The sequence below is a fragment of the Pseudoglutamicibacter cumminsii genome (assembly GCF_016907775.1).
In the GTDB taxonomy this organism is placed as follows: Bacteria; Actinomycetota; Actinomycetes; order Actinomycetales; family Micrococcaceae; genus Pseudoglutamicibacter; species Pseudoglutamicibacter cumminsii.
In genome coordinates this window covers 750,377-769,253 of sequence record NZ_JAFBCO010000001.1, presented here as the reverse complement: position 1 = coordinate 769,253, position 18,877 = coordinate 750,377, and the positions used below count along the sequence as shown (strand labels likewise).

At 61.5% G+C, this 18,877-nt stretch carries 14 protein-coding genes; 4 read left to right on the top strand and 10 right to left on the bottom strand.

Annotation, left to right across the window (positions count from 1 at the left end):
- The 10 genes from JOD50_RS03530 to JOD50_RS03485 all read right to left on the bottom strand — a co-directional run bounded on the left by JOD50_RS03530 (position 1) and on the right by JOD50_RS03485 (position 12,376).
- Positions 1–1,440 carry an MFS transporter gene (locus tag JOD50_RS03530; protein WP_204880422.1) on the bottom strand — a complete coding sequence of 480 codons (1,440 nt, stop codon included), beginning with the start codon at positions 1,438–1,440 and terminating at the stop codon, positions 1–3.
- Between the two features lie 165 nt (positions 1,441–1,605).
- A complete protein-coding gene (locus tag JOD50_RS03525; RefSeq protein ID WP_204880421.1) occupies positions 1,606–2,280 on the bottom strand; it encodes a FadR/GntR family transcriptional regulator in 675 nt (224 codons plus the stop codon).
- Positions 2,281–2,352: 72 nt separating this feature from the next.
- Complete coding sequence (locus tag JOD50_RS03520; protein WP_338051993.1) at positions 2,353–4,728, bottom strand: heavy metal translocating P-type ATPase; 2,376 nt, start codon at positions 4,726–4,728, stop codon at positions 2,353–2,355.
- Positions 4,725–4,949, bottom strand: coding sequence for a heavy-metal-associated domain-containing protein (locus JOD50_RS03515; RefSeq protein WP_204880420.1), 225 nt, complete (start codon positions 4,947–4,949; stop codon positions 4,725–4,727). The genes JOD50_RS03520 and JOD50_RS03515 overlap by 4 nt, the downstream gene beginning before the upstream one ends.
- Before the next feature lie 45 nt (positions 4,950–4,994).
- The gene (locus JOD50_RS03510) at positions 4,995–5,330 is read right to left on the bottom strand and encodes a metal-sensitive transcriptional regulator (protein ID WP_239541514.1); all 336 of its coding nucleotides are present in this window, start codon (positions 5,328–5,330) and stop codon (positions 4,995–4,997) included.
- A gap of 148 nt (positions 5,331–5,478) precedes the next feature.
- Positions 5,479–6,783 (bottom strand): carboxylate--amine ligase, encoded by a 1,305-nt coding sequence (locus tag JOD50_RS03505; protein ID WP_338051992.1) that lies wholly within the window; start codon positions 6,781–6,783, stop codon positions 5,479–5,481.
- 54 nt (positions 6,784–6,837) lie between these two features.
- A complete protein-coding gene (locus tag JOD50_RS03500) occupies positions 6,838–8,013 on the bottom strand; it encodes a lipid II:glycine glycyltransferase FemX (protein ID WP_204880418.1) in 1,176 nt (391 codons plus the stop codon).
- Positions 8,014–8,145: 132 nt separating this feature from the next.
- Positions 8,146–8,742 (bottom strand): GNAT family N-acetyltransferase, encoded by a 597-nt coding sequence (locus tag JOD50_RS03495; protein WP_204880417.1) that lies wholly within the window; start codon positions 8,740–8,742, stop codon positions 8,146–8,148.
- A gap of 82 nt (positions 8,743–8,824) precedes the next feature.
- Entirely contained in the window at positions 8,825–11,374 is a 2,550-nt protein-coding gene (locus tag JOD50_RS03490; protein ID WP_239541513.1) for an MMPL family transporter, read from the bottom strand.
- A 159-nt stretch (positions 11,375–11,533) separates the two neighbouring features.
- Positions 11,534–12,376 carry a TetR/AcrR family transcriptional regulator gene (locus JOD50_RS03485; protein ID WP_204880415.1) on the bottom strand — a complete coding sequence of 281 codons (843 nt, stop codon included), beginning with the start codon at positions 12,374–12,376 and terminating at the stop codon, positions 11,534–11,536.
- Between the two features lie 258 nt (positions 12,377–12,634).
- Between JOD50_RS03485 and JOD50_RS03480 the strand changes: the two genes are divergently transcribed.
- From JOD50_RS03480 to JOD50_RS03465, 4 genes are all read left to right on the top strand, one after another.
- The gene (locus JOD50_RS03480; protein ID WP_204880414.1) at positions 12,635–13,909 is read left to right on the top strand and encodes an MFS transporter; all 1,275 of its coding nucleotides are present in this window, start codon (positions 12,635–12,637) and stop codon (positions 13,907–13,909) included.
- An 86-nt stretch (positions 13,910–13,995) separates the two neighbouring features.
- A complete protein-coding gene (locus JOD50_RS03475; protein ID WP_204880413.1) occupies positions 13,996–14,757 on the top strand; it encodes a phosphoribosylanthranilate isomerase in 762 nt (253 codons plus the stop codon).
- Positions 14,754–15,572, top strand: a complete 819-nt coding sequence (locus JOD50_RS03470; protein ID WP_204880412.1) for an ABC transporter ATP-binding protein — start codon at positions 14,754–14,756, stop codon at positions 15,570–15,572. Before JOD50_RS03475 ends, JOD50_RS03470 begins: the two co-directional genes overlap by 4 nt.
- Positions 15,569–18,811 (top strand): ABC transporter permease family protein, encoded by a 3,243-nt coding sequence (locus tag JOD50_RS03465; protein ID WP_204880411.1) that lies wholly within the window; start codon positions 15,569–15,571, stop codon positions 18,809–18,811. The genes JOD50_RS03470 and JOD50_RS03465 overlap by 4 nt, the downstream gene beginning before the upstream one ends.
- The last annotated feature ends 66 nt before the right edge of the window (positions 18,812–18,877 follow it).

The window sequence follows — 18,877 nt, the reverse complement described above, 5'->3', positions numbered from 1 at the left end:
TTACGATGCGGTAGCGGCCGCAGCAGGCGCAGCGTCAGCGGCCTCGTTTTCCAGGATCTCATCTTCGATGTAGGCCACGCGATGGATGAAGAAGCTTGCGATCACGGAGATCAAGCAGCAGAAGATGACGTAGCACGCGATTGGCCACCACTGGCCGCCCGAGATTTCGAACAGCCAGACAGCGATGAGTGGCGCGGTACCGCCGAAGATCGCGGCACCCAGCTGGTAGCCGAGCGATGCGCCGGTGTAGCGGACCTGTGGTGCGAAGTTTTCAGCAATCAGGGTGCCCAAGATTGCGTTGACGGAGCCCCAGAGGATACCGAAGCCGAGGATGGTCGCGGCGAACAGCGCCCACGTCTCGCCGGTGTTGAGGATCCAGTAGTACGGGAACACGAGCACGATGGTGGTCATGGCGCACGCGCGGTAGAGGGCTCCGCGGTTCATGCGGTCGGAGATCGCGCCGAACACCGGCATCCAGATGGTCGCGACGAACGCGGCGGCAGCTACCGCGAGCAGAACCATGTTGTTGCGGGCGCCGAGAATGTTGGTTGCGTACGCGACGATGTAGGTTCCGAAGATGTAGAACGGACCGGTTTCAGCGGCCTTCGCGGCGATCGAAACCAGGACTGCACCCCAGTGCTTGGTGACAACTTCCTTGATCGGAAGCTTGAGCTGCTTGCCCTGTTCACGCATGCGGCGGAACTCAGGGGTGTCGTCAAGGCCGTTACGAATCCACAGGCCAATCAACACGAGCACGATGGATGCAACGAATGGGATGCGCCAGCCCCACAGCATGAACTGGTCTTCTGGCATGAGGGTCAGCAGCGCAACCACAGCGGAAGCGAGAAGCATACCGAGCGAGATACCCATCTGAGGCACCGCGCCGTAGAGGCCGCGGCGGTTGCGTGGCGCGTATTCGTAGGCGAGCAGCAGTGCGCCGCCCCATTCGCCGCCGATGCCCAGGCCCTGCAGAATACGGAACAGGCACAGCAGGATCGGCGCCCACAGCCCGATCATCGAATAATCCGGCAGCAAACCGATCGCCACGGTTCCGCCACCCATGAGGCACAGGGTGATGAACAGGGTCTTCTTACGGCCGATGCGGTCGCCGATGTGGGAGAAGATCACGCCGCCGAGCGGGCGGAAGAAGAAAGTCAACGAGAACGATACGTAGGCCAGGAAGGTGGCCATGAACGCGTTGTCGCTAGGGAAGTAGATCTTGTTGAAGACAAGGGCCGCGACGGTTCCGTAGATCAGGAAGTCGAACCATTCGATGACGGAGCCGCTGAGGCTTCCGAGCAGAACCCGGTAGTTGAGGGGCTGTTTCTCTTGTGGTCTGCTGGCTTTGGAGCCTGCGCCGGCGTTGCTGCCCGAGCCTGCGCTCGTGGCAGTTGCTGCCGGGTTGGTTGCGGCGGAGTTCTGATGCGTTGAAGGCTTCAAAGCTACTCCTGAATCTAGGGGCCGTTTTCTGGGGCCAATGTCAAGACTATGTGTGGTCAGACCATGTGGTCTAACCACATACAATATGAGGTTTATCACACTTGCGCAAGGGGTGGATTTCTGTGGGCCGGGCAAAGACGGCCGCGGTAGCGTCCGGAGTCAGGCTCAGGCCGAGGTTTCGGCGTAGTAGCCGCGGATGTGTTCCTTCAGCAGATCCGCGGCCGTGTCAGCCTGGCCATGGCGTGCGGCATCCAGGATCGCACGATGCTCGCTACGCAGACGCTTGGACGTCGCCTCCCAGTCGGGGAGAGCTTGGGCGCGCTCAACCGTGTGGTCTTCGATCGCGGTACGCATCGCATCCATGAGCGTTGAGGCGAGCGGGTTATTCGCCGCATGAGACAGCGCAACGTGGAACTGGGCGTCCAGGTTCAGGAAGTCGGCAACAGGCAAAGCCGGATCATCCATCATGTCCAGAAGCTTTTCGGCCTTCATCCATACCGGATGCTGCGGGTCAGCGTTCTCGGGGCCAACGTTGCGCACGGCCCAATCCTCAAGCAAGAGGCGCATCTCAAACACGTGGGGGTGCTCAACCTGGCTCGTAGCCAACTGGAGGTTCAGCGCGAGCGAAAGCGCCTGCTCAGGCGCCGCAGTAATCACGGTTCCAGCGCGAGGTCCCGACCCCGTCGAACTCCGGATAGAACCCAAGGCCTCCAGAACACGCAGCGCTTCGCGGATGGAACCGCGAGAAACCTTAAGCGTTTCAGCCAGCGCCCGTTCGCTGGGCAAATGGTCGCCAATGCTGAGGCGGCCCGCCGAAAGTTCGTCGGTCACCCACTGCATTACCAACTCATGAGCTTTCACGGTTGGTATCTTCTCACATCGTGATGCGACCCTTACGTGCGCCAGGGGAGGTTAACCGCCGTGACGCTGGCCGAAGCGACGCAAGCGCAACGCATTCAACACCACGATCACCGAGCTAGCGGCCATCGCGATGCCGGCGATCATCGGGTTCAGCAGCCCCATGACTGCCACCGGGAGCGCAGCAACGTTATAGAAGAACGCCCAGAAAATGTTCTGCCGGATGATGCGCAGCGTTTGACGCGACAGCTCGATCGCGTCCGCGGCCTGCCCCAGCGACGACCCCATCAGAGTCACCCCCGCGGCCACGCGCGCAACATCGGTGCCCGCACCCATCGCTAACCCAAGGTCTGAGGTCATCAAGGCCGGCGCGTCGTTGACGCCATCGCCGACCATCGCTACCTTCTTGCCTTCCGCCTGCAAACGGCGGATCGCATCGACCTTGCCTTCAGGCTTCACGCCAGCCATCACGTGCGTTTCCGGGATACCAACCTCGCGAGCAACCGCAAGCGCAACCTCTCGGTTATCACCCGTGACCATCCACGGCGTCACACCCATCGAGGTGAGCCGCGCGATAGCGTCCGCGGAATCTGGCTTGACCTGATCACTCACACTCAGTAGCGCAATCGCATTGCTCTCGACGCCGAGTGCGACCACCGTCATGCCCTCGCGTTCAAGCCGCGCAAGCTCAGCGCGGTCAGCGTCAGTGACTGCCATGCCACGCTCGGCGAGCAAATCCAGCGTTCCCACCGCGACGTCTTGACCGTCAACTACACCGCTCACCCCGCTTCCGGCGTGGGACGCGAAGTCCTCAACCGTAGGCCGGGTGCTGTTGCGCGCGGCGGTTGATGCATCCGCGGCGTCGACGATGGCGCGGGCGATGGGGTGCTCCGAGTTCCGCTCGAGTGCGGCGGCAAGAGCCAGCGCGGTGTCGGCGCTGATGTCCGCGGCTGCGGCAGGGGAGCCGGCAGCGCTAGCGGCTGGAAGTAGGTGCGTGGCCGTGAGCGTCATGCGACCTTCGGTGATGGTCCCCGTCTTATCAAGCACTACGGCGTCGAGGTGCCGCGCTTCCTCAAGAACAGCTGGTCCCGAGATGAGGATGCCGCGGCTCGCGCCGTTGCCCGTGCCCGCCACGAGCGCGACGGGCGTCGCCAGCCCGAGCGCGCACGGGCACGCGACCACCAAAACAGTCACGGCGGCGATGAAACCACCCGAAGGGTCGCCGGCGATGAGCCACCATCCCACAAACGTGAGCACCGCTAGTGCTAAAACAACCGGAACGAAAACACCGGAAATTCGGTCCACAAGACGCACAAGGGGTGTCTTCTCAGACTGCGCTTGAGCAATCAGCCGCCCCATGGCAGCCAGTGTTGAATCCTCGCCCGCCGCGGTCACACGCACCAAGAGGCGCCCGGACGTGTTGATGGTCGCGCCGGTGACCTCCACGCCTGGAGCGACCGGCACCGGAACGGATTCACCCGTGATCACCGAGGCATCCACATCGGAATGACCTTCGAGCACCACACCATCCGCCGCGATCTTCTCCCCCGGGCGCACCAGAATAACGTCGCCCACGGCGAGGTCCTCGGCTGCGACCTCGCGGTGGCCGCCGTCGGAATCAACAACAGTTGCGTGGCTCGCGCCCAGCTCAAGCAAAGCGCGGGTCGCGTCGGCAGCGCCGTGGCGGGCGCGAGCTTCAAGCCATCGGCCCAAAAGGAGGAACGTGACGATGACGGCGGCAGATTCGAAGTACAGGTCGTGCCCGTGCATCGCATGCGTGTCGCCGAGGCGCGCGTGAGCGGTCATCGCCGGGTCACGCAGTAACTGAACCCAGGAATAGATCGTGGCCACAGTCACGCCGATGGACACAAGCGTGTCCATCGTAGACGCCCCGTGGCGTGCGTTGATCGCCGCAGCCTTATGGAACGGCCACGCGGCCCAGGTAGCCACCGGCAAGGAAAACAAGCCGGCAACCCAGCCCCAATGCGGGAACTGAAGCCCCGGGATCATCGAGATCACAAGCACCGGAGCGGTCAGGGTCCCCGCGATGAGGAAGCGTTTGAACAGCGGAACCCGGTATCCCGCGGACGAACCGTATTCGAGGGCTGGGTCAGGGCGCTCAGGTTCACTATGTTCCGAGCCGGTCAGCGCCGGGTCAGCCACCGGGTCAGCTGCCGGGACGGAAGAAGCTGCCGCTGGTGCTTTCTTGGGGGCGTGGACGCGCGCGTCGTAGCCTGCCTTCCGGATGACCTCAATGAGCTCGTTGTCCTCGATGTCCTCGGGCACGGTGACGCGTGCCGTTTCAAGCGGGAGGTTGACACTCGCGCTCACGCCGGGAAGCTTCCCGAGCTTCCGTTCAATCCGGTTGACGCAGGACGCGCACGTCATTCCATCGATGTCGAGGGTAACTGCACGCTGCGTTTCACTCACGCGCGGGTCACCTCCGTGATGTCGTAGCCGGCCTCGTCGATTGCGTCGCGGAGCTGCTGGTCGGTCACGGAAGCGCTGGCGTCGAATGTCACGACGGATGTACCGCCGGTGTTGAGCGCGACGTCGATGTTGGTGACGCCGTCGATCTCGCCGAGTTCTTCTTTGACAGACGAGACGCAGTGGTGGCAGGTCATGCCGGAAACGTTCAGGGTTACAGACATTGGGGTCTCCTTCAGTTGGAGGGAAGTGTTGGGAAAAGTGTTGAGTTAGCGCAGGAGGCGGCCGACGGCGGCGGTGATCTCGTCGACCTTGTTCTGGACGATCGTGGCGTCGCCTGTGTCTAGGGACTTCTGCGCGGCATCGACCACGCAGTGGTTGATGTGGTCCCGGATGAGCTCGAGCGAAACCTTATGGATGGCCGAGTTCACTGACGCGACCTGGGTGAGGATGTCGAGGCAGTACGTGTTCTCCTCGACCATGCGCGAGATTCCGCGGACTTGCCCTTCGATGCGGCGCAACCGGTTCAGCAACGCCGTCTTGTCTTGGGTGTAGCCGTGACCCGCGTGCGGATCGTGATGCGTGGAGCCAGTCGAATCAGTCATGACCCTCACTATACCCATACTCCCTAGGGGTATCTAGGGACTGTGATGAGGTCCACGCAGAGCGGATCACATCAGAGCCTTAGCGGACGGACTACAACCGGACGCCGCCAGAGCCACAACCGAACGCCGCCGGCGCAGCATGCGCCACTTAAACAGGCGGGAAGTCGCGGAACTTCTTGACGTAGTTGACCATCGCCATCGCGATATACAGCCACCGGCGGGGGCTGCGCTCAACCTTATAGAACAGCGGATTCGTGACCTTGCGAGCCTTGATGAGCGCCTTCGCCTGCTCGCCAGAGGCGCCTTTCGCGTACTTCTTCAAAAGCCACAACGGAAGCACCGTGTACAAGTGTTCGCGCGTCAACACGCGGGTTTCGCCGTCCACGCGGGAATCCGCATCGGACACAACCGGGCTGCCATCGGAAAGCCCGAACTCACCGGCATCCAGCCACTGCTGAACATACACGCGCGAAGCCGCGAGCCCCGCCGCCTGCATGTAATAGTGGTTCCGGCCCAAACGCGGGTTCATTTCGAACAGCTTGACCACGCCATCGCGCGGATCCAACTTGGCATCCACCATCGCCCAGCCGGTCCAGCCGAAATGCTCAACCAAGGCCTTGACGGACGGCACAATATCCGGATTGTCAACGGTGACGATGCCCGCCGAGTTCCCCTCAACAATCGGGGAATGCTCCTCAACCACCACATTCGCGTTGGCAACATACAGCGTCCCAGAACCATCCTTAGCACCGTACATCGAGCACAACCGCATGTTCTCGTCGCCGCCAGGAATCATTTCCTGCAGGATGAACGGCTGCGTGTATCCGGCCTCAGCCATGCGGCCCACCATCGTGACCACCGCATCGCGGTCCGTGAAACGGAAAACCTTCTGCTTGCCTTCAAACCGGGCGTTGACCCACGCCGCGGAATCAGCCGGCTTACCGATCAGCGGGAACTCAGGCAGCTCACCCGGGACCGCGGCTTCCGCGTTCCCGCCTGCAGCCTTGCCCGGATCAACCACCACAGTGCGCGGGTGCGGGATCCCCAACTTCTCGCACGCCGCATAAAATTCAGCTTTATTCGCGGCCGCCGCGATGGTGCGCTCGTCAGGGTAGGGGAGGGTATAGAACTCCTCGAGCGCCTCACGGTTGCGCACCAACTGCCCGATGTGGAGGTCCATCGACCCTAGAAGCAACAGTGGTCGGCGCCTTGGCCCCGCAAGCTCCCGCCCCTGTTCGAGCAAGAACTGGATCACGCGGTCCTCGTCCGTCATGGTTCCTGCCGGCCGCAGGTCCACGATGGTGGAATTGCTGATCGCGCCGTTCGACTCGCCCGTCACGATGACCGACGTGACGCCGTAGTTCTCGTGGAACGCCCGCGCCATCGCGTACGTACCCATGTCGCCGCCATACAAAACGGGGACAAAAGGCTGGTTGGGGCTCACGGTCGTCACAGGGTGCCTCCTTGGAAGTTCGATGGCTGAGGGGCGGGTGCGTACGCTTGAGCGCTACTTGGAACGGATGTCCATGTATTTATTGAACGCCCACGTGATCGGTTTGCTGATCGCGATCTCCCACTCGCCGACCATCCGGAAAATATCCGCGCCGAGGCCGGTCTTGAAGTGCGTCAAACCGCCCGCGTGCTCTCCGCCCATCTGCAGGGTTGAGGTGACGCCACCTTGATCCAACACAACGCAGCCGCGCTCAATCGCAGCCTCAATCATCACGGTCTGTAGCAAGCGAGGGGCACCCGAGTAGGTACGGTCTTGAACCGAACCGCCGTATGGATACCAAGCCTGATTGCCTCGCATCACCAGCATCACGGCGGCGAGGTCGTGGTTCTCGTCGTCCGGGGCGGACGCAATAAAGATGCGGCAAGAACCCGGTTCTTGATCGTTCAGTTCTTTGTAGAGGGTCTCATAATATGACGCTGGGCGAGGCCTGAAATCCTGCCGCTTACCGGTTGCATCCATCAGTGCGCTGAAGCGAGCGAAGACATTGTCGGGATTCTCATGCACCACAAAGCCAACGCGCCGCGCCTTGCGAGCATTGCGGCGGTCACCGGATGAAAACGATTTCAGCGCGCCCTCCAGATCCAGCTGGTTCCCCTGGTCATCCACGAGCGGAACCAGTGCGAGGCATGCGGGCTGGCCGGCTTCGAAATCCAAGCCGCCACCGAGCGGGCGAGCGCCGCGGGCACGGAAAGCATCAGTGAGCTGGGCACCCAGCTCGTATGTTTCGGTGGGCTCAAGCTCATCGAGGGTCTGCATAGTTCCGGCGCCCTGAACCTTCCGGACACCAGCGGAAGCCCACCGCTTTAGTTTGACGTTCGGGCCGAAACGCAACGCGAACGCGCCGCGCCGCTTCACGTCCTCAACCAGCGCATCGACCACTGCGTCCGCAGGGTATTCAGACCAATCGATCACTGGTCCCATCGGCACATAAGCGAGGCAACGCTTGATGACCGGCGCCCAGCGCAAAAGAACCAACGCAGAGCCAACGAGCTTCTCGCCCGCGTAAATACCGAGCGAAACCGGATCCCAATCAGACTTCACGCCACCCCAGGCCGGGGTCTGCATGAAGCTCGCATCAGGGTGCTGCGCCAGGAACTCAAGGTGCTCTTCAGTGCTGATTTCACGCGCTTTAATCAAGGGAGCATTCAGTGGGGAAGTCGTTTCAGCCATATGCCCGAGTATATCCGCAGGGCGCTCGCCGGCCGCGGAACTGCGTCCATTGACAACCGCAGCCCCGAGCGCATCGACCGCTACCGGGCCGCGCTTGCAACCGGTACAGTTACAGTGCCGCGGGCGCAGCAGTTAGAGTGCTTCGCGCACCATCGGCACGTGCGCGATTCCTACGTCGAGGAACTCGTCGCCGTCCACCACGAAACCGAACTGCGTGTACCAGTCAGCCAGGTGGGATTGCGCGTCGAGCACGATGCGGCGCTTACCGCAACGCGCCACCGCAGTCTTCATGAGCGTGCGCCCGATGCCCTGGCCGCGGCGTTTGCTGTGCACCGCAACTCGGCCGATGCGTTTGGTTTGCGGCGCGGAACCCGCGGCGCTGTTACCCGACGCGTTGCCGCTAGGGTTGAAGATGTTGATGCTCTGCGCATTCCCGGCCTGTGCATTTCCCAGCAGCGGTAGGCCGAGGCCGGTGCCTTTCGGTTTTTCGTTCATGATCCGCAGGGTCGCGAACACGACCCCGGCGCCGTCTTCAACCCACAAGTGTTCCGTGGTGTCCTCAAGGTCGTCGAGGTCCTGGTCTGCGTAGTTGCATTCCTGTTCGACGATGAAAACGTTCTGCCGCAACGTGGAAATGCCGGCCCACGTGGGTGCGTCCATGGAACGCAGGTTCCCTACGAAAGCAAGCAGCCCTTCCGGAAGATCGAGGGCACGAAGGTGAGTGGACACGGAACCTCCACGTGAAGAATAGGGTTCTAAACAACGATGCGGGGTGGGGTTTCGCACGAAACCCCACCCCTTACGTTAGCGGCTACCGCGCGCCGGCGGCGCGCTCGGCGGCCGCGATCTCTTCGCTGAGGGATTCACCTTCAACGTCCACGTTCGGCAAGACCTTGTCGAGCCAGCGTGGGATGAACCACGCGTGCTTGCCGAGCAGCGTCATGATTGCCGGGGTGATGGTCAACCGGACCACGAACGCGTCGAACAGCACACCGAATGCCAGCGCGAAACCGATCGGACGGATCATCGCGAGTTCGGAGAAGATGAAGCCTGCGAACACGGAGATCATGATGAGCGCCGCGGCCACCACAACTGGGGCTGCCGACTTCATACCCTTGCGGACTGCTGCGCGAGGTGAGGCGCCGTGCACGAATGCCTCGCGCATCGCGGTCACGAGGAACATCTGGTAGTCCATCGCCAGACCGAACAAGATACCGGTCAACAGGATTGGCAGGAAGGACATGATCGGGCCAGGCGTATGGACGCCGAACAGTTCACCGAGCCAACCCAACTGATACACCGCAACGGTTGCACCGAACGCGGCTGCGAGCGAAAGCAGGAAGCCGAGCGTTGCGACCAGCGGCACAACGATTGAGCGGAACACGAGCAGCAACAGCACGAGCGACAAGCCCACCACAATCACGAGATATGGCGGCAGAGCTTCCGCCATCTTTTCGGACACGTCGATCATCGCGGTCACCTGACCAGTCAACGCGAGCTTCGCGCCCGTAGCGTTTTCAATCTCAGGTTCGGCCGCACGGATCTGGTCGACCAGTTCAACGGTCTTCTTATCGGCAGGGCCAGTAGTTGGGATGATCTGGAGCAAGCCGTAACGGTTGTCATCACTCTGCTGGGTTGGGGCAGCAGCGATCACACCATCGAACTTGCGGACCTTCTCAGCGGCTTCGTATAGAGACTTCTGCGCCTCAACTTCAGATGCCCCCTCCGGCAGAGTCACGAGACCGAGGATAGGACCGTTGAAACCAGCGCCGAAATCGTCAGAAATCTTCGTGTACGCAACCTGTGCATCCGAGCCATACGGCTCTTGGGCGCCGTCAGGCAACGCAGTCGTGAGCTTGGTAGCTGGGATCGCAATAATCCCGAGCAACAGCACGCCAGCAAGTGCCGCGATCCACGGCTTGCCGGTAGTGAAACGAGCCCACCCAGTGTGGTTGCCGTGGTCTTTAGCATCCTCAGCGCCAGCGGCTGCTGCACGAGCCTGCTGTTTCTCTTGCTTAGCATCGAAAGCCCTCTGTGCACGCTTCGAAACGATCCGCGTGCCGATCAACGAAAGCAACGCAGGGGTCAGCGTGATCGCGATCAACACAGCCAACGCGACCGTCGCGGCAGCGGACAAGCCCAGAATCGAAAGGAACGGCAAGCCCGGAACAACCAACGCGGCAAGCGCAATCACAACCGTCAAGCCAGCGAATACAACAGCGCTACCGGAGGTACCGACCGCCAAGCCAATCGATTCCTTGACCTCAACGCCCTGCATCAGCTGGCGGCGGTGGCGGTGAACGATGAACAGTGTGTAGTCAATACCCACAGCCAAGCCCAGCATGAGAGCCAGGGCTGGGGTAATCGAGGCCATATCCAGCACTGAAGAGAATGCGAGGGTACCCGCGACACCAGCGCCCACACCCAGGACTGCTTGCAGAAGCGGCAGCCCGGCACCCACGAACGTGCCCATCATGATGAGCAGCACAAGGCCTGCAATAACGAGGCCGATGACCTCTCCGATGCCGAAGATGCTGTTCAGGTCGGAGGAGATTTCGGTAGACGGGTAAACCTCAACTCCCAGGCTTTCGACGCTGTGAAGCTCGCTCAGCAGGTGATCGCGCTTCTCGGACTCCATGGCTTCCGCCTGGCCTTCGAACTGCATGTGAGAGATCGCGGTCGCGCCGTCATCAGAGACGAACTTCATGCCTTCCGCGGATTCCGCTTGCCGCTGGCCCTGAGCTAGCTCCGCCCGGCCGTCTTCGAGTTGCTTCTTGCCGTCATCGAGTTCTTTCTGCTTAGCGTCGATCTCAGCGCGGCCCGCATCGAGTTCCGCTTGCTTGGCCTTCAAGCCAGCCTCTTGCTGCTTGAGCGCCTGGATGGTTCCCTGCGCCTGCATGTACTCCGGGCTCTGGGTCATGCCAGCCGCTTCGAGCTGTTGCGCGGCCTCTTCAGCCTGCTTCAGGCCGTCTTCGAGCTGCTTCTTGCCGTCATCGAGTTCCTTCTGGCCGTCTTCGAGCTGTTTCTTCGCGCCGTCCAGTTGCTTCTGGCCGTCGGCTAGTTTCTTCTCGTTCTTCTCGAGCTCTTTCTTGCCTTCGGCGATCTTCTCGCCTGCCTTTGAGAGCTCTTCCTGGCTCTTGAACGGGTTGACCGCGGAGAGCACAGTCTTGTCGTCTTCGAGGCCAGAGAGGATCGAGTCGATCTTCTTTTTCTGTTCAGACGTGAACTTTTCGCCGTTCTCGGTAGCAAAAACGACCGAGCCGGTGCCGCCGCTGAAGTCAGGGAAGACCCCTTTTACTTGATCGAGGGTCTTCTGGGTTTCAGTTCCTGGGATCGAGAACTGGTTGGTCAGCTTGCCCATGAAAAGAGCCGCTGAACCTCCCAGGAGACCAATGATCACTAACCAGGACACGATGAATGCCCAAGGCCGACGTGCAGCTAGCTTGGCTAGTTGGTAGAGCTTATGTGCCATATTTCCGTGAGTCCTCGCAGAGGTTGGGGCTTAAAGAAACGAGTTGGGTTACGCGTTGCGGCACGTTTGCTTTGATGCGTTCGGTGCCGCCGGGTTGCCGGTTCCTCCCACTTTGAACGCCTCATAGATTTCTTCGCGTTCATCGCTGGAGAGCCAGTCCGGCCACGTGAGGTGGGTGGTGTCAGTGTTCGATGTGGGCAACATGTCTGTGGGTGAGACCAGTGAGACTGCCCGGCCGATGTCGCGACGCAACGCCTCGACGTCTGCCTTGGTGGGGCTGTGGGAAAGTGCCGCAGCCCAGTGTTCGAAGGCCACTTGAGCGGCGGCCACCGCGGCTCTGACGTGAACCTCGGCCACGAGCCGCGCTTTCGGTGAAAGATGCTGAGTTGGCTTGAGGAGCTGGGTGACGCTGTTTTCCCATGTGCGCAACGATTCGGCGCGAAGCTTAGCGGATGCGCGAGTCAGCAAGAGTGTGCGGGTTGCAGGGATCAGCAGTTCAAGCCGTATCGAAGCAGCGAGCGCTTGCGCGTAGTCAAGCGGTTCTCCGGCCTCGATGTGCTGGTCTTCAGACGCCGGGGCAGAATCAGGGTCGGCGGCGGGATCGGCAGAACCGCCGTTCGTGTCGGTGATTCGTCTAGGAGCATCCTGAATCATTACCGTCAGCGGATAGTGCACCGCTTCAGCCAGTGAGCTGAAGTAGTTGAAGAACGTCCGGTGGGAAATCCCTGCCCGCTCAGCGACCGCATCGACAGTGACGTCTTCCCATTCGATTTCCTCGCCGAGATCGAGGCATGCGTTCACAATCTTCTCGGTTGTGGCCATGCGGTTGAGCTCACGCCTACCGAGCGCTTTAGTTGCTTCATCGTGACGTGATGCAGGAATGTTGGTCATACAACCCATTTTACCAATATGTGCACGCCGTGCAAATATGCTCTGAATGCAAATATGCCCTGCATGCAAAATCGTGTCATGTATGTGTAATGTGCGTGCCGCGTAGGCATCGACCCCGTCGCGAAACCGTTCCGACCAAGAAAAACCGTAAATAACTGGCGCTCAAAATCATCAAGCCCATAGACTTCCTGTGTTCCGGAGGCCGCCGGGCGCGATCAACGCGCATACTCCAGAACCTGACGCTTGCTGAGGAGACGCATGCGCACGCAAACACACAACACTTTCTCCCGCACCTGGATTGTGATCCTGTGCTGGTTCACGGTAGCCCTCGAAGGCTTCGACCTCGTGGCGCTCGGCGCCACGACCCCAATCCTCACGGACCCAGCCGCACCACACGCGGGCCTCACCACCGAAACCATGACGGTGGTCGCAACCCTGTCACTCGTAGGCGTGGGCCTCGGCGCCGTCATGATCGGTCCACTCAGCTACCGATGGGGCCGCCGCCGCACCCTCCTGGCGTGCGTAGCCCTCTTCAGCATCTTCACGATCGCGATACCGCTCCTGCCCACCTGGGCCCTCATCGCGCTCTTCCGGTTCATCGCCGGCCTCGGCCTCGGCGCATCGATGCCTGTTGCACTCACCGTCATGCAAGAAACCATGGCAAGCGGACGCCGGGCACACGCAACCACCGTGACCATGACGGGCTACCACGCCGGCGCAGTCGGAGCATCCCTCGTCGCGCTCGCCGTCGCGGACGCATGGCAGTGGGTCTTCTACATCGGTGGCGGCCTCGGCATCATCGTGCTGCCGCTGATCTACCTCTACTTGCCAGACCACAGCTCCGCCGAGGAAGCCGACGCAGCCGCCTCGGCCGAGGCGGAAACCAAGCCAGGCATCGCCGCCCTCTTCGCCGACGGACGCGCACGCTCCACCATCGCGATGTGGATCGCATCGTTCATGGGCCTGTTGCTTGTGTACGGCCTGAACCAGTGGCTACCTAAGATCATGGTCTCCGCCGGATACCCCGTCGCTGACTCGCTCGTGATGCTGTTCGTGACCAACGTCGGCGCCGTCATCGGCCTGCTGATCGGCGGCGCAACCGCAGACCGCTTTGGCGCCCGCGGATCCATCGCCGTGTGGTTCCTGCTCGCGGCAGTCTTCCTGCTTTCGCTCGTCATCCGTTTCAACAGCGGCTTCGTGCTCAACGCGTTCCTGCTGGTCACGGGCGTGTTTGTGTTCTCGGCCCAGGTGATGATCTACGGGCTCGTCGGCTACATCTATCCAGCCCACCTCGTGTCTACCGGCATGGGCATGACCGCCGGCATCGGGCGCTTCGGTGCCATCATCGGCCCGGCCGTTACCGGCTGGATGATCAGCACAGGCAACGGCTACCCAGGCGTCTTCATCTTCTATGCGGCCACGGCTCTTCTGGCTGTCGTCATGGTGCTCCTCATCCGGAAACCCGAACAGCCCAGTGCTAACCGAAACTCACGTGCCAACCGAAACTCACGTGAGACAATGACGCAAGAGTAAATAATGACGCAAGAGAAGCCAGCGCAAAACTAGCAGGGCAAAACTAGCCGCGTGACCCAAGCGCGGCGTCATGGGGGTACGTCACAGTGTTCGTCAAGATCTGTGGGCTGACCACAGCCGAAGACTCACGCCACGCCGTGAGATCCGGTGCAGACGCAGTCGGGATCATCCACTACGAACCCAGCCCCCGCCACGCAGATCACGAGCAGTCCGTGCGCGTAGCGGAAACGGCGCGGGAAGCCTTCGCTGAGCATCAACGTCCCGCGCACATCGTGCTGGTTGTTTTCGATACCCCGGCGGTTGCAGCGGCATGGGACGCGATCGAGATCGGCGCGAACGTGTTGCAACTCCACGGGAACTACGGGGCTGAGGACGTCGCGGCCGCTCGCGACGTTTTCAACAAAGCTCCCGAGCTGGGCGCCGAGTACGCGCCGCGGCAAGTGTGGTGGGCGACCTCCCTCAAACACCATCCGCACGTTGAAAGCGGGCAGAGCGGCGAAGACGTTCTGCTGATCGACGCCGCAGTCCCGGGCTCAGGAAGCACGTGGGACCTCACGGCGCTCGAACACGCCAAGCTCGCCGAACCGTGGCTTCTGGCCGGCGGCCTCAACCCCGACAACGTCGCGCAAGCGGTCACCGATGCGCAGCCATGGGGCGTGGACGTTTCCTCCGGCGTGGAATCTGAACGCGGCATCAAATCAATGAACAAGATCGCCGAATTCATCCACAATGCCAAGACCGCCCACGCCCGCCTCAACGCCGGTTTCCACGCCGCGCACGCCCCGGAACACGGCGCTGGCGTAGATGAGGCCAGCGCAGAGGACACCGACGCGGAGGGCCGAGCATGAGCCCGCTGACCAAGCCAACAGCCCCAGTGAGGTCCGCGGTGGTCGTCGACCACGTGTCCAAAAGCTACGGCGAGGGTGACGCCCGTGCGGTCGCCCTCGACGACGTCTCATTCGATGTGAACCCTGGCGAGCTCGTGATGATCACCGGGCCATCAGGCTCAGGTAAGTCCTCCATCTTGTCTCTCATGGGTGGACTGCAGCGTCCGGATTCCGGCCGCATCCACATCGTCGGCACCGACCTTTACGGCTTGAACCGCACGCAGTCCGCGCGTTTGAGGCGCCGAGCCATCGGCTTTGTGTTCCAGGATCACAACCTCATCAGCATCCTCACGGCGGCAGAGAACGTCGCGCTGCCGCTTGAACTGGATGGTGTGCGGCCGCGTGCCGCGCGGAAAGCGGCACTTGAAGCGCTCGATGCGGTGGGCCTGAAAGACGCGGCAGACCGTTGGGTCATGGAGTTGTCGGCCGGGTATCAGCAACGGGTAGCGATTGCCCGCGCGATCACGGGCGAGAAGCGTGTGATCCTCGCGGACGAACCCACAGGCGCACTCGATCAAGCCGCCAGTACAGAAACGATGAGATTGTTGCGGCAGCAGGCTGCTGCGGGCTCCGCGGTGATCGTGGTGACGCACGAACCGGAAACGCTACCGTGGGCTGACCGCGTGATTGAGCTCAGCGACGGGAAGATCGTGTCTGACACCACCGTCGTCGCCTCCGCCGGTGCCACCGGCGCAGCCGACACCGCCTCCGCTCACGCGGAACAGTCCACTGCTTCACTATTCGACGACGACGTCCTGCTGGGTGGAACCGAGTGAAGACCACCGAGTCCCGCTCACTGACCGTGGCTAACCCGCGCCGCAGTTTCAAGTACAGCGCGTGGCGGCTAGCTAAGCGCATCATTTACAGGAATCCGTTGCGGCACGCGATCATCGCGTTCCTCGTCGCTATCCCGGTGTTTCTGGTGGGTGCCATCGGAACCCTGTTTTATTCAGCGAGCAAGCCGTCGCCGACTGAGTACGCGAACCGCGTGCTGTCGGGCTTCGATGGGGTATTGATCGACCTGTCTGATCCGACGTTCAACGCCGCTCAGGCCATGACTCTTAACGCGGACGGGGATTCTGAATCGCATGCGGCAGCCCCCGGACCGAACCCGGAGGAAGACCAGCGTTCCTCAACGTTCCCAGCCCCAGCCAACCCGAACATCCGGCTCAACACCCAGAAACTGGAGAGCATGGGTATCGACGCGGAACAGGCCGCGAAAGAAGCCCGCAATCATGCGTTGTGCGGCGAGCCTCCGTGCGACCTGACGGCCGCGATCCCGCCGGGTGTTTCCGTTACGACCGTTGAGACGGTCTCGGTGGAACTACTGGGCATGGGGCAGTATTCGACGGTTCAGACGGTGATCGCGGATTTCCGTAACCCTAAACTCCTCGGTAAGGACGGCCGTTTCAGTCTTCTTGACGGTGCCGTCGCTGACCCAGAAGCGGACGAGGTCATGGTGACCCCGCAGCTTGCGAAGCTCCTTGATCAGGCACGTGAGCGTGCGGAGGCGCGTGGGAAAACCACTACAGCTGAGGGGCAGGTAGGCATCCTCGATCCGAGCCGCACTGGGCAGCAGGGGACGTATCAGACGTTCACCATCACGGGCCAGGTCTCGGATAATGCTGAAGGCTGGCCGCAACTGAGCAATATTTTGCGGCTTGAACCGAGCTCTGTGCCGACGTTGTTCGTGCAGGAGGGCAGCGCGATTGCGAAGAAGCTCTCCGGTAAGGGCACGCAGCGCTTGTACTTGAGCGGTGACGTCCCGGACACGTACGCGCAGTTCCTTGCTTATGACCGCGCGGATGTCCCTGCGTTGTTCCGTCCAGTGGTGGATGAATTCGGCCATGCGACGGATAAGAAGCCGTTCGATCTGCGGTATCCGCTCAGTAGCGTGATGGGTGCGGAGCAGGCGCTCCCGGTAGGGATTCTGGCGGTTGTCGCTTTCTCTGAAGCGATTCTGCTGAGCGGTTTCGCGTTGACTATTTCTGTACGACGGCAGGGCACGTTGCTGCGTCAGTTGTCGACGATGGGCGCTGAGCCTGGTGTTTTGCGTCGCGTGGTGCTGTGGGTGGGTATCGCGTGTGGAACTGTGGGCGCGGTGCTGGGTGGCGCTGTGGGCGCTTTGGCGGGTTGGCTGTGGATTGGTGCGGCTGAGACGCGGCATGTTGTTGTGTTTGGTCCGCATGTTCCGTGGGGTGAGATTTTCTTTACCGCGGTTTTGGCTTTGTTGGCGGCATCTGTGACGTCGTGGTGGGTTGGTGTCAGGGCTTCGCGCCGTGTGTTTGCCAATGCGTCGTCGGTGGCCGAGGTTCAGCCGGTGCGTCCGTTGAGTCAGTGGGGCGGCTGGACGTTGCTGATCACTGGTTTGATTGCGTCTATCGCGTTGACGATCCGTGGCTTGTCGATTGAGACGGATGAGCAGTTGCAGGGCGCGCGGGTCATGCTGGGTGGTAGCCAGCTGTTGGCGTTGTTCTTCATGCTTGCTGGCGTCATGTTTTTGATCCCATCGATGGTGAGTTCGTTTTCTAAGTGGGACCGCCATTTGCCGTTTGCGCTTCGTCTTTCGGTGCGTGATCTTAGCCGTCGTCGGGGCCGTTCTGTCCCGGTTTTGGCTGTGGTCGTTTCGATCACGGTGGCGGGTGTGTATGGGATTGTTTTGCTTGCGGTGACGAAGGCGTCGTTGATTGAGCCGTCGATGGATGCGTTGGCTCCGGATGACCGCACTGGTTGGGTTGCGGTGGACGACCGGACCACTTTGGAACGTAAAGCGTTGACGCAGGGTCAGGTTGAAGGCCGCACGATCACGGTTGAGAAGCTGGCGGCGAGCGAGGGTATTTACGCGGGTGGCGCGGCGGGCGTTCACACGAAGATCGCTGATATCGCGCAGGTTCCAGGGGCTCCTCAGGCCGAGCGCGGCTGGGAGGTTTACCAGCCGTTGCCGACGTGCGCTACGCAGTTCTCGAGTTCGTGCACGGAGCTGTATCCGCTGTATCCGGAGGGCAGTCTGTGTAGTTTGCCTATCCCTATGAACCCGACTCTTGATGGCCGTGTGGGTGCGCTGTCGAAACAGGTTGGCGATCTGACTCGTGAGCAGAAGTCTAAGTGCGGCGGTAGCGCTACGGGCGTCGTGACTGCTGTTGATTTGAGATATCCGACGCAGACTGTTGTGGTTGTGGATCCGGAGCGTCCCGAGACGATGCCGAGCCCGCTGTGGGGTGAGGACGAGGCCGCTGAGCAGGCTTTGCGTGAAGGGCAGGCTTTGGTGTTCGACCCGCAGTATGTTGCTGCGGACGGAAAGATCCGTTTGGGCGAGTTCAGTATGAACCCGGCTGACGAAGGCATCGACGTGGGTGAGCATGCTGACACGGAGGTCGGTGTTTCGTCTCTGAATATGCGGTGGCCGCTGTGGGCCCCGATGACTGAGCATCGTATCCAGGCTCATGTGTATCAGCCGAAGGGCGTGGGCGCGCGCCCGATTGTTGTGATTCCTTCGTCTGCGCTTGAGGGGACGCATCAGCGGATGGGCTTGGGCGGTTTGCTTGTGAAGTTCAGAGCCCCGATCACGGATGCCCAGACTCAGTTGGTCAACGAGGAGCTGGCGTCTTCTAATTTGCAGATGGATACGAACGCGAATCTGCAGCCCGTTGCGGATCCGTTCATATGGCCGGTCACGGGTGCCGCGGCGTTGATGATCGTCACGGTTGCGTCGCTGACCGCTGGGATCGGGGTCACGGATGCGCGGCGTGATCAACTGTTGGTTTTGGTGATGGGGTCAACGGGTGTTTTGCGTCGTGGGTTCTCTGCGATTCAAGCGTTCCTGCTTTCTACGTTGGGTGTGCTGCTGGGTATCGTGGTCGCTTTGCCTCCGCTGATGGGGTACGGCCTGGTGGAGCTCTATACGCTCAGTTGGATTCCGTGGCCGCAGCTTCTTGCGTTGCTGCTCGCTGTTCCTGTGGGTTCCACGCTGGTCGGGTGGCTCTTGGTTCCGCGTTTGCCGTCGCAACGCGTGTAGACCTTGGGTGCAGACACAAGCGGGCCCGCCGGAGTAATTCCGACGGGCCCGTTGCTTTAGATGGCG

Excerpts from the sequence above, each read along its gene's own strand:
- JOD50_RS03525 (WP_204880421.1), bottom strand. The coding sequence starts at position 2,280 with ATGCAGTGGGTGACCGACGAACTTTCGGCGGGCCGCCTCAGCATTGGC.
- JOD50_RS03490 (WP_239541513.1), bottom strand. The coding sequence starts at position 11,374 with ATGGGCAAGCTGACCAACCAGTTCTCGATCCCAGGAACTGAAACCCAG.
- JOD50_RS03470 (WP_204880412.1), top strand. The coding sequence starts at position 14,754 with ATGAGCCCGCTGACCAAGCCAACAGCCCCAGTGAGGTCCGCGGTGGTC.
- JOD50_RS03510 (WP_239541514.1), bottom strand. The coding sequence starts at position 5,330 with ATGACTGATTCGACTGGCTCCACGCATCACGATCCGCACGCGGGTCAC.
- JOD50_RS03500 (WP_204880418.1), bottom strand. The coding sequence starts at position 8,013 with ATGGCTGAAACGACTTCCCCACTGAATGCTCCCTTGATTAAAGCGCGT.
- JOD50_RS03480 (WP_204880414.1), top strand. The coding sequence starts at position 12,635 with ATGCGCACGCAAACACACAACACTTTCTCCCGCACCTGGATTGTGATC.
- JOD50_RS03485 (WP_204880415.1), bottom strand. The coding sequence starts at position 12,376 with ATGACCAACATTCCTGCATCACGTCACGATGAAGCAACTAAAGCGCTC.
- JOD50_RS03515 (WP_204880420.1), bottom strand. The coding sequence starts at position 4,949 with ATGTCTGTAACCCTGAACGTTTCCGGCATGACCTGCCACCACTGCGTC.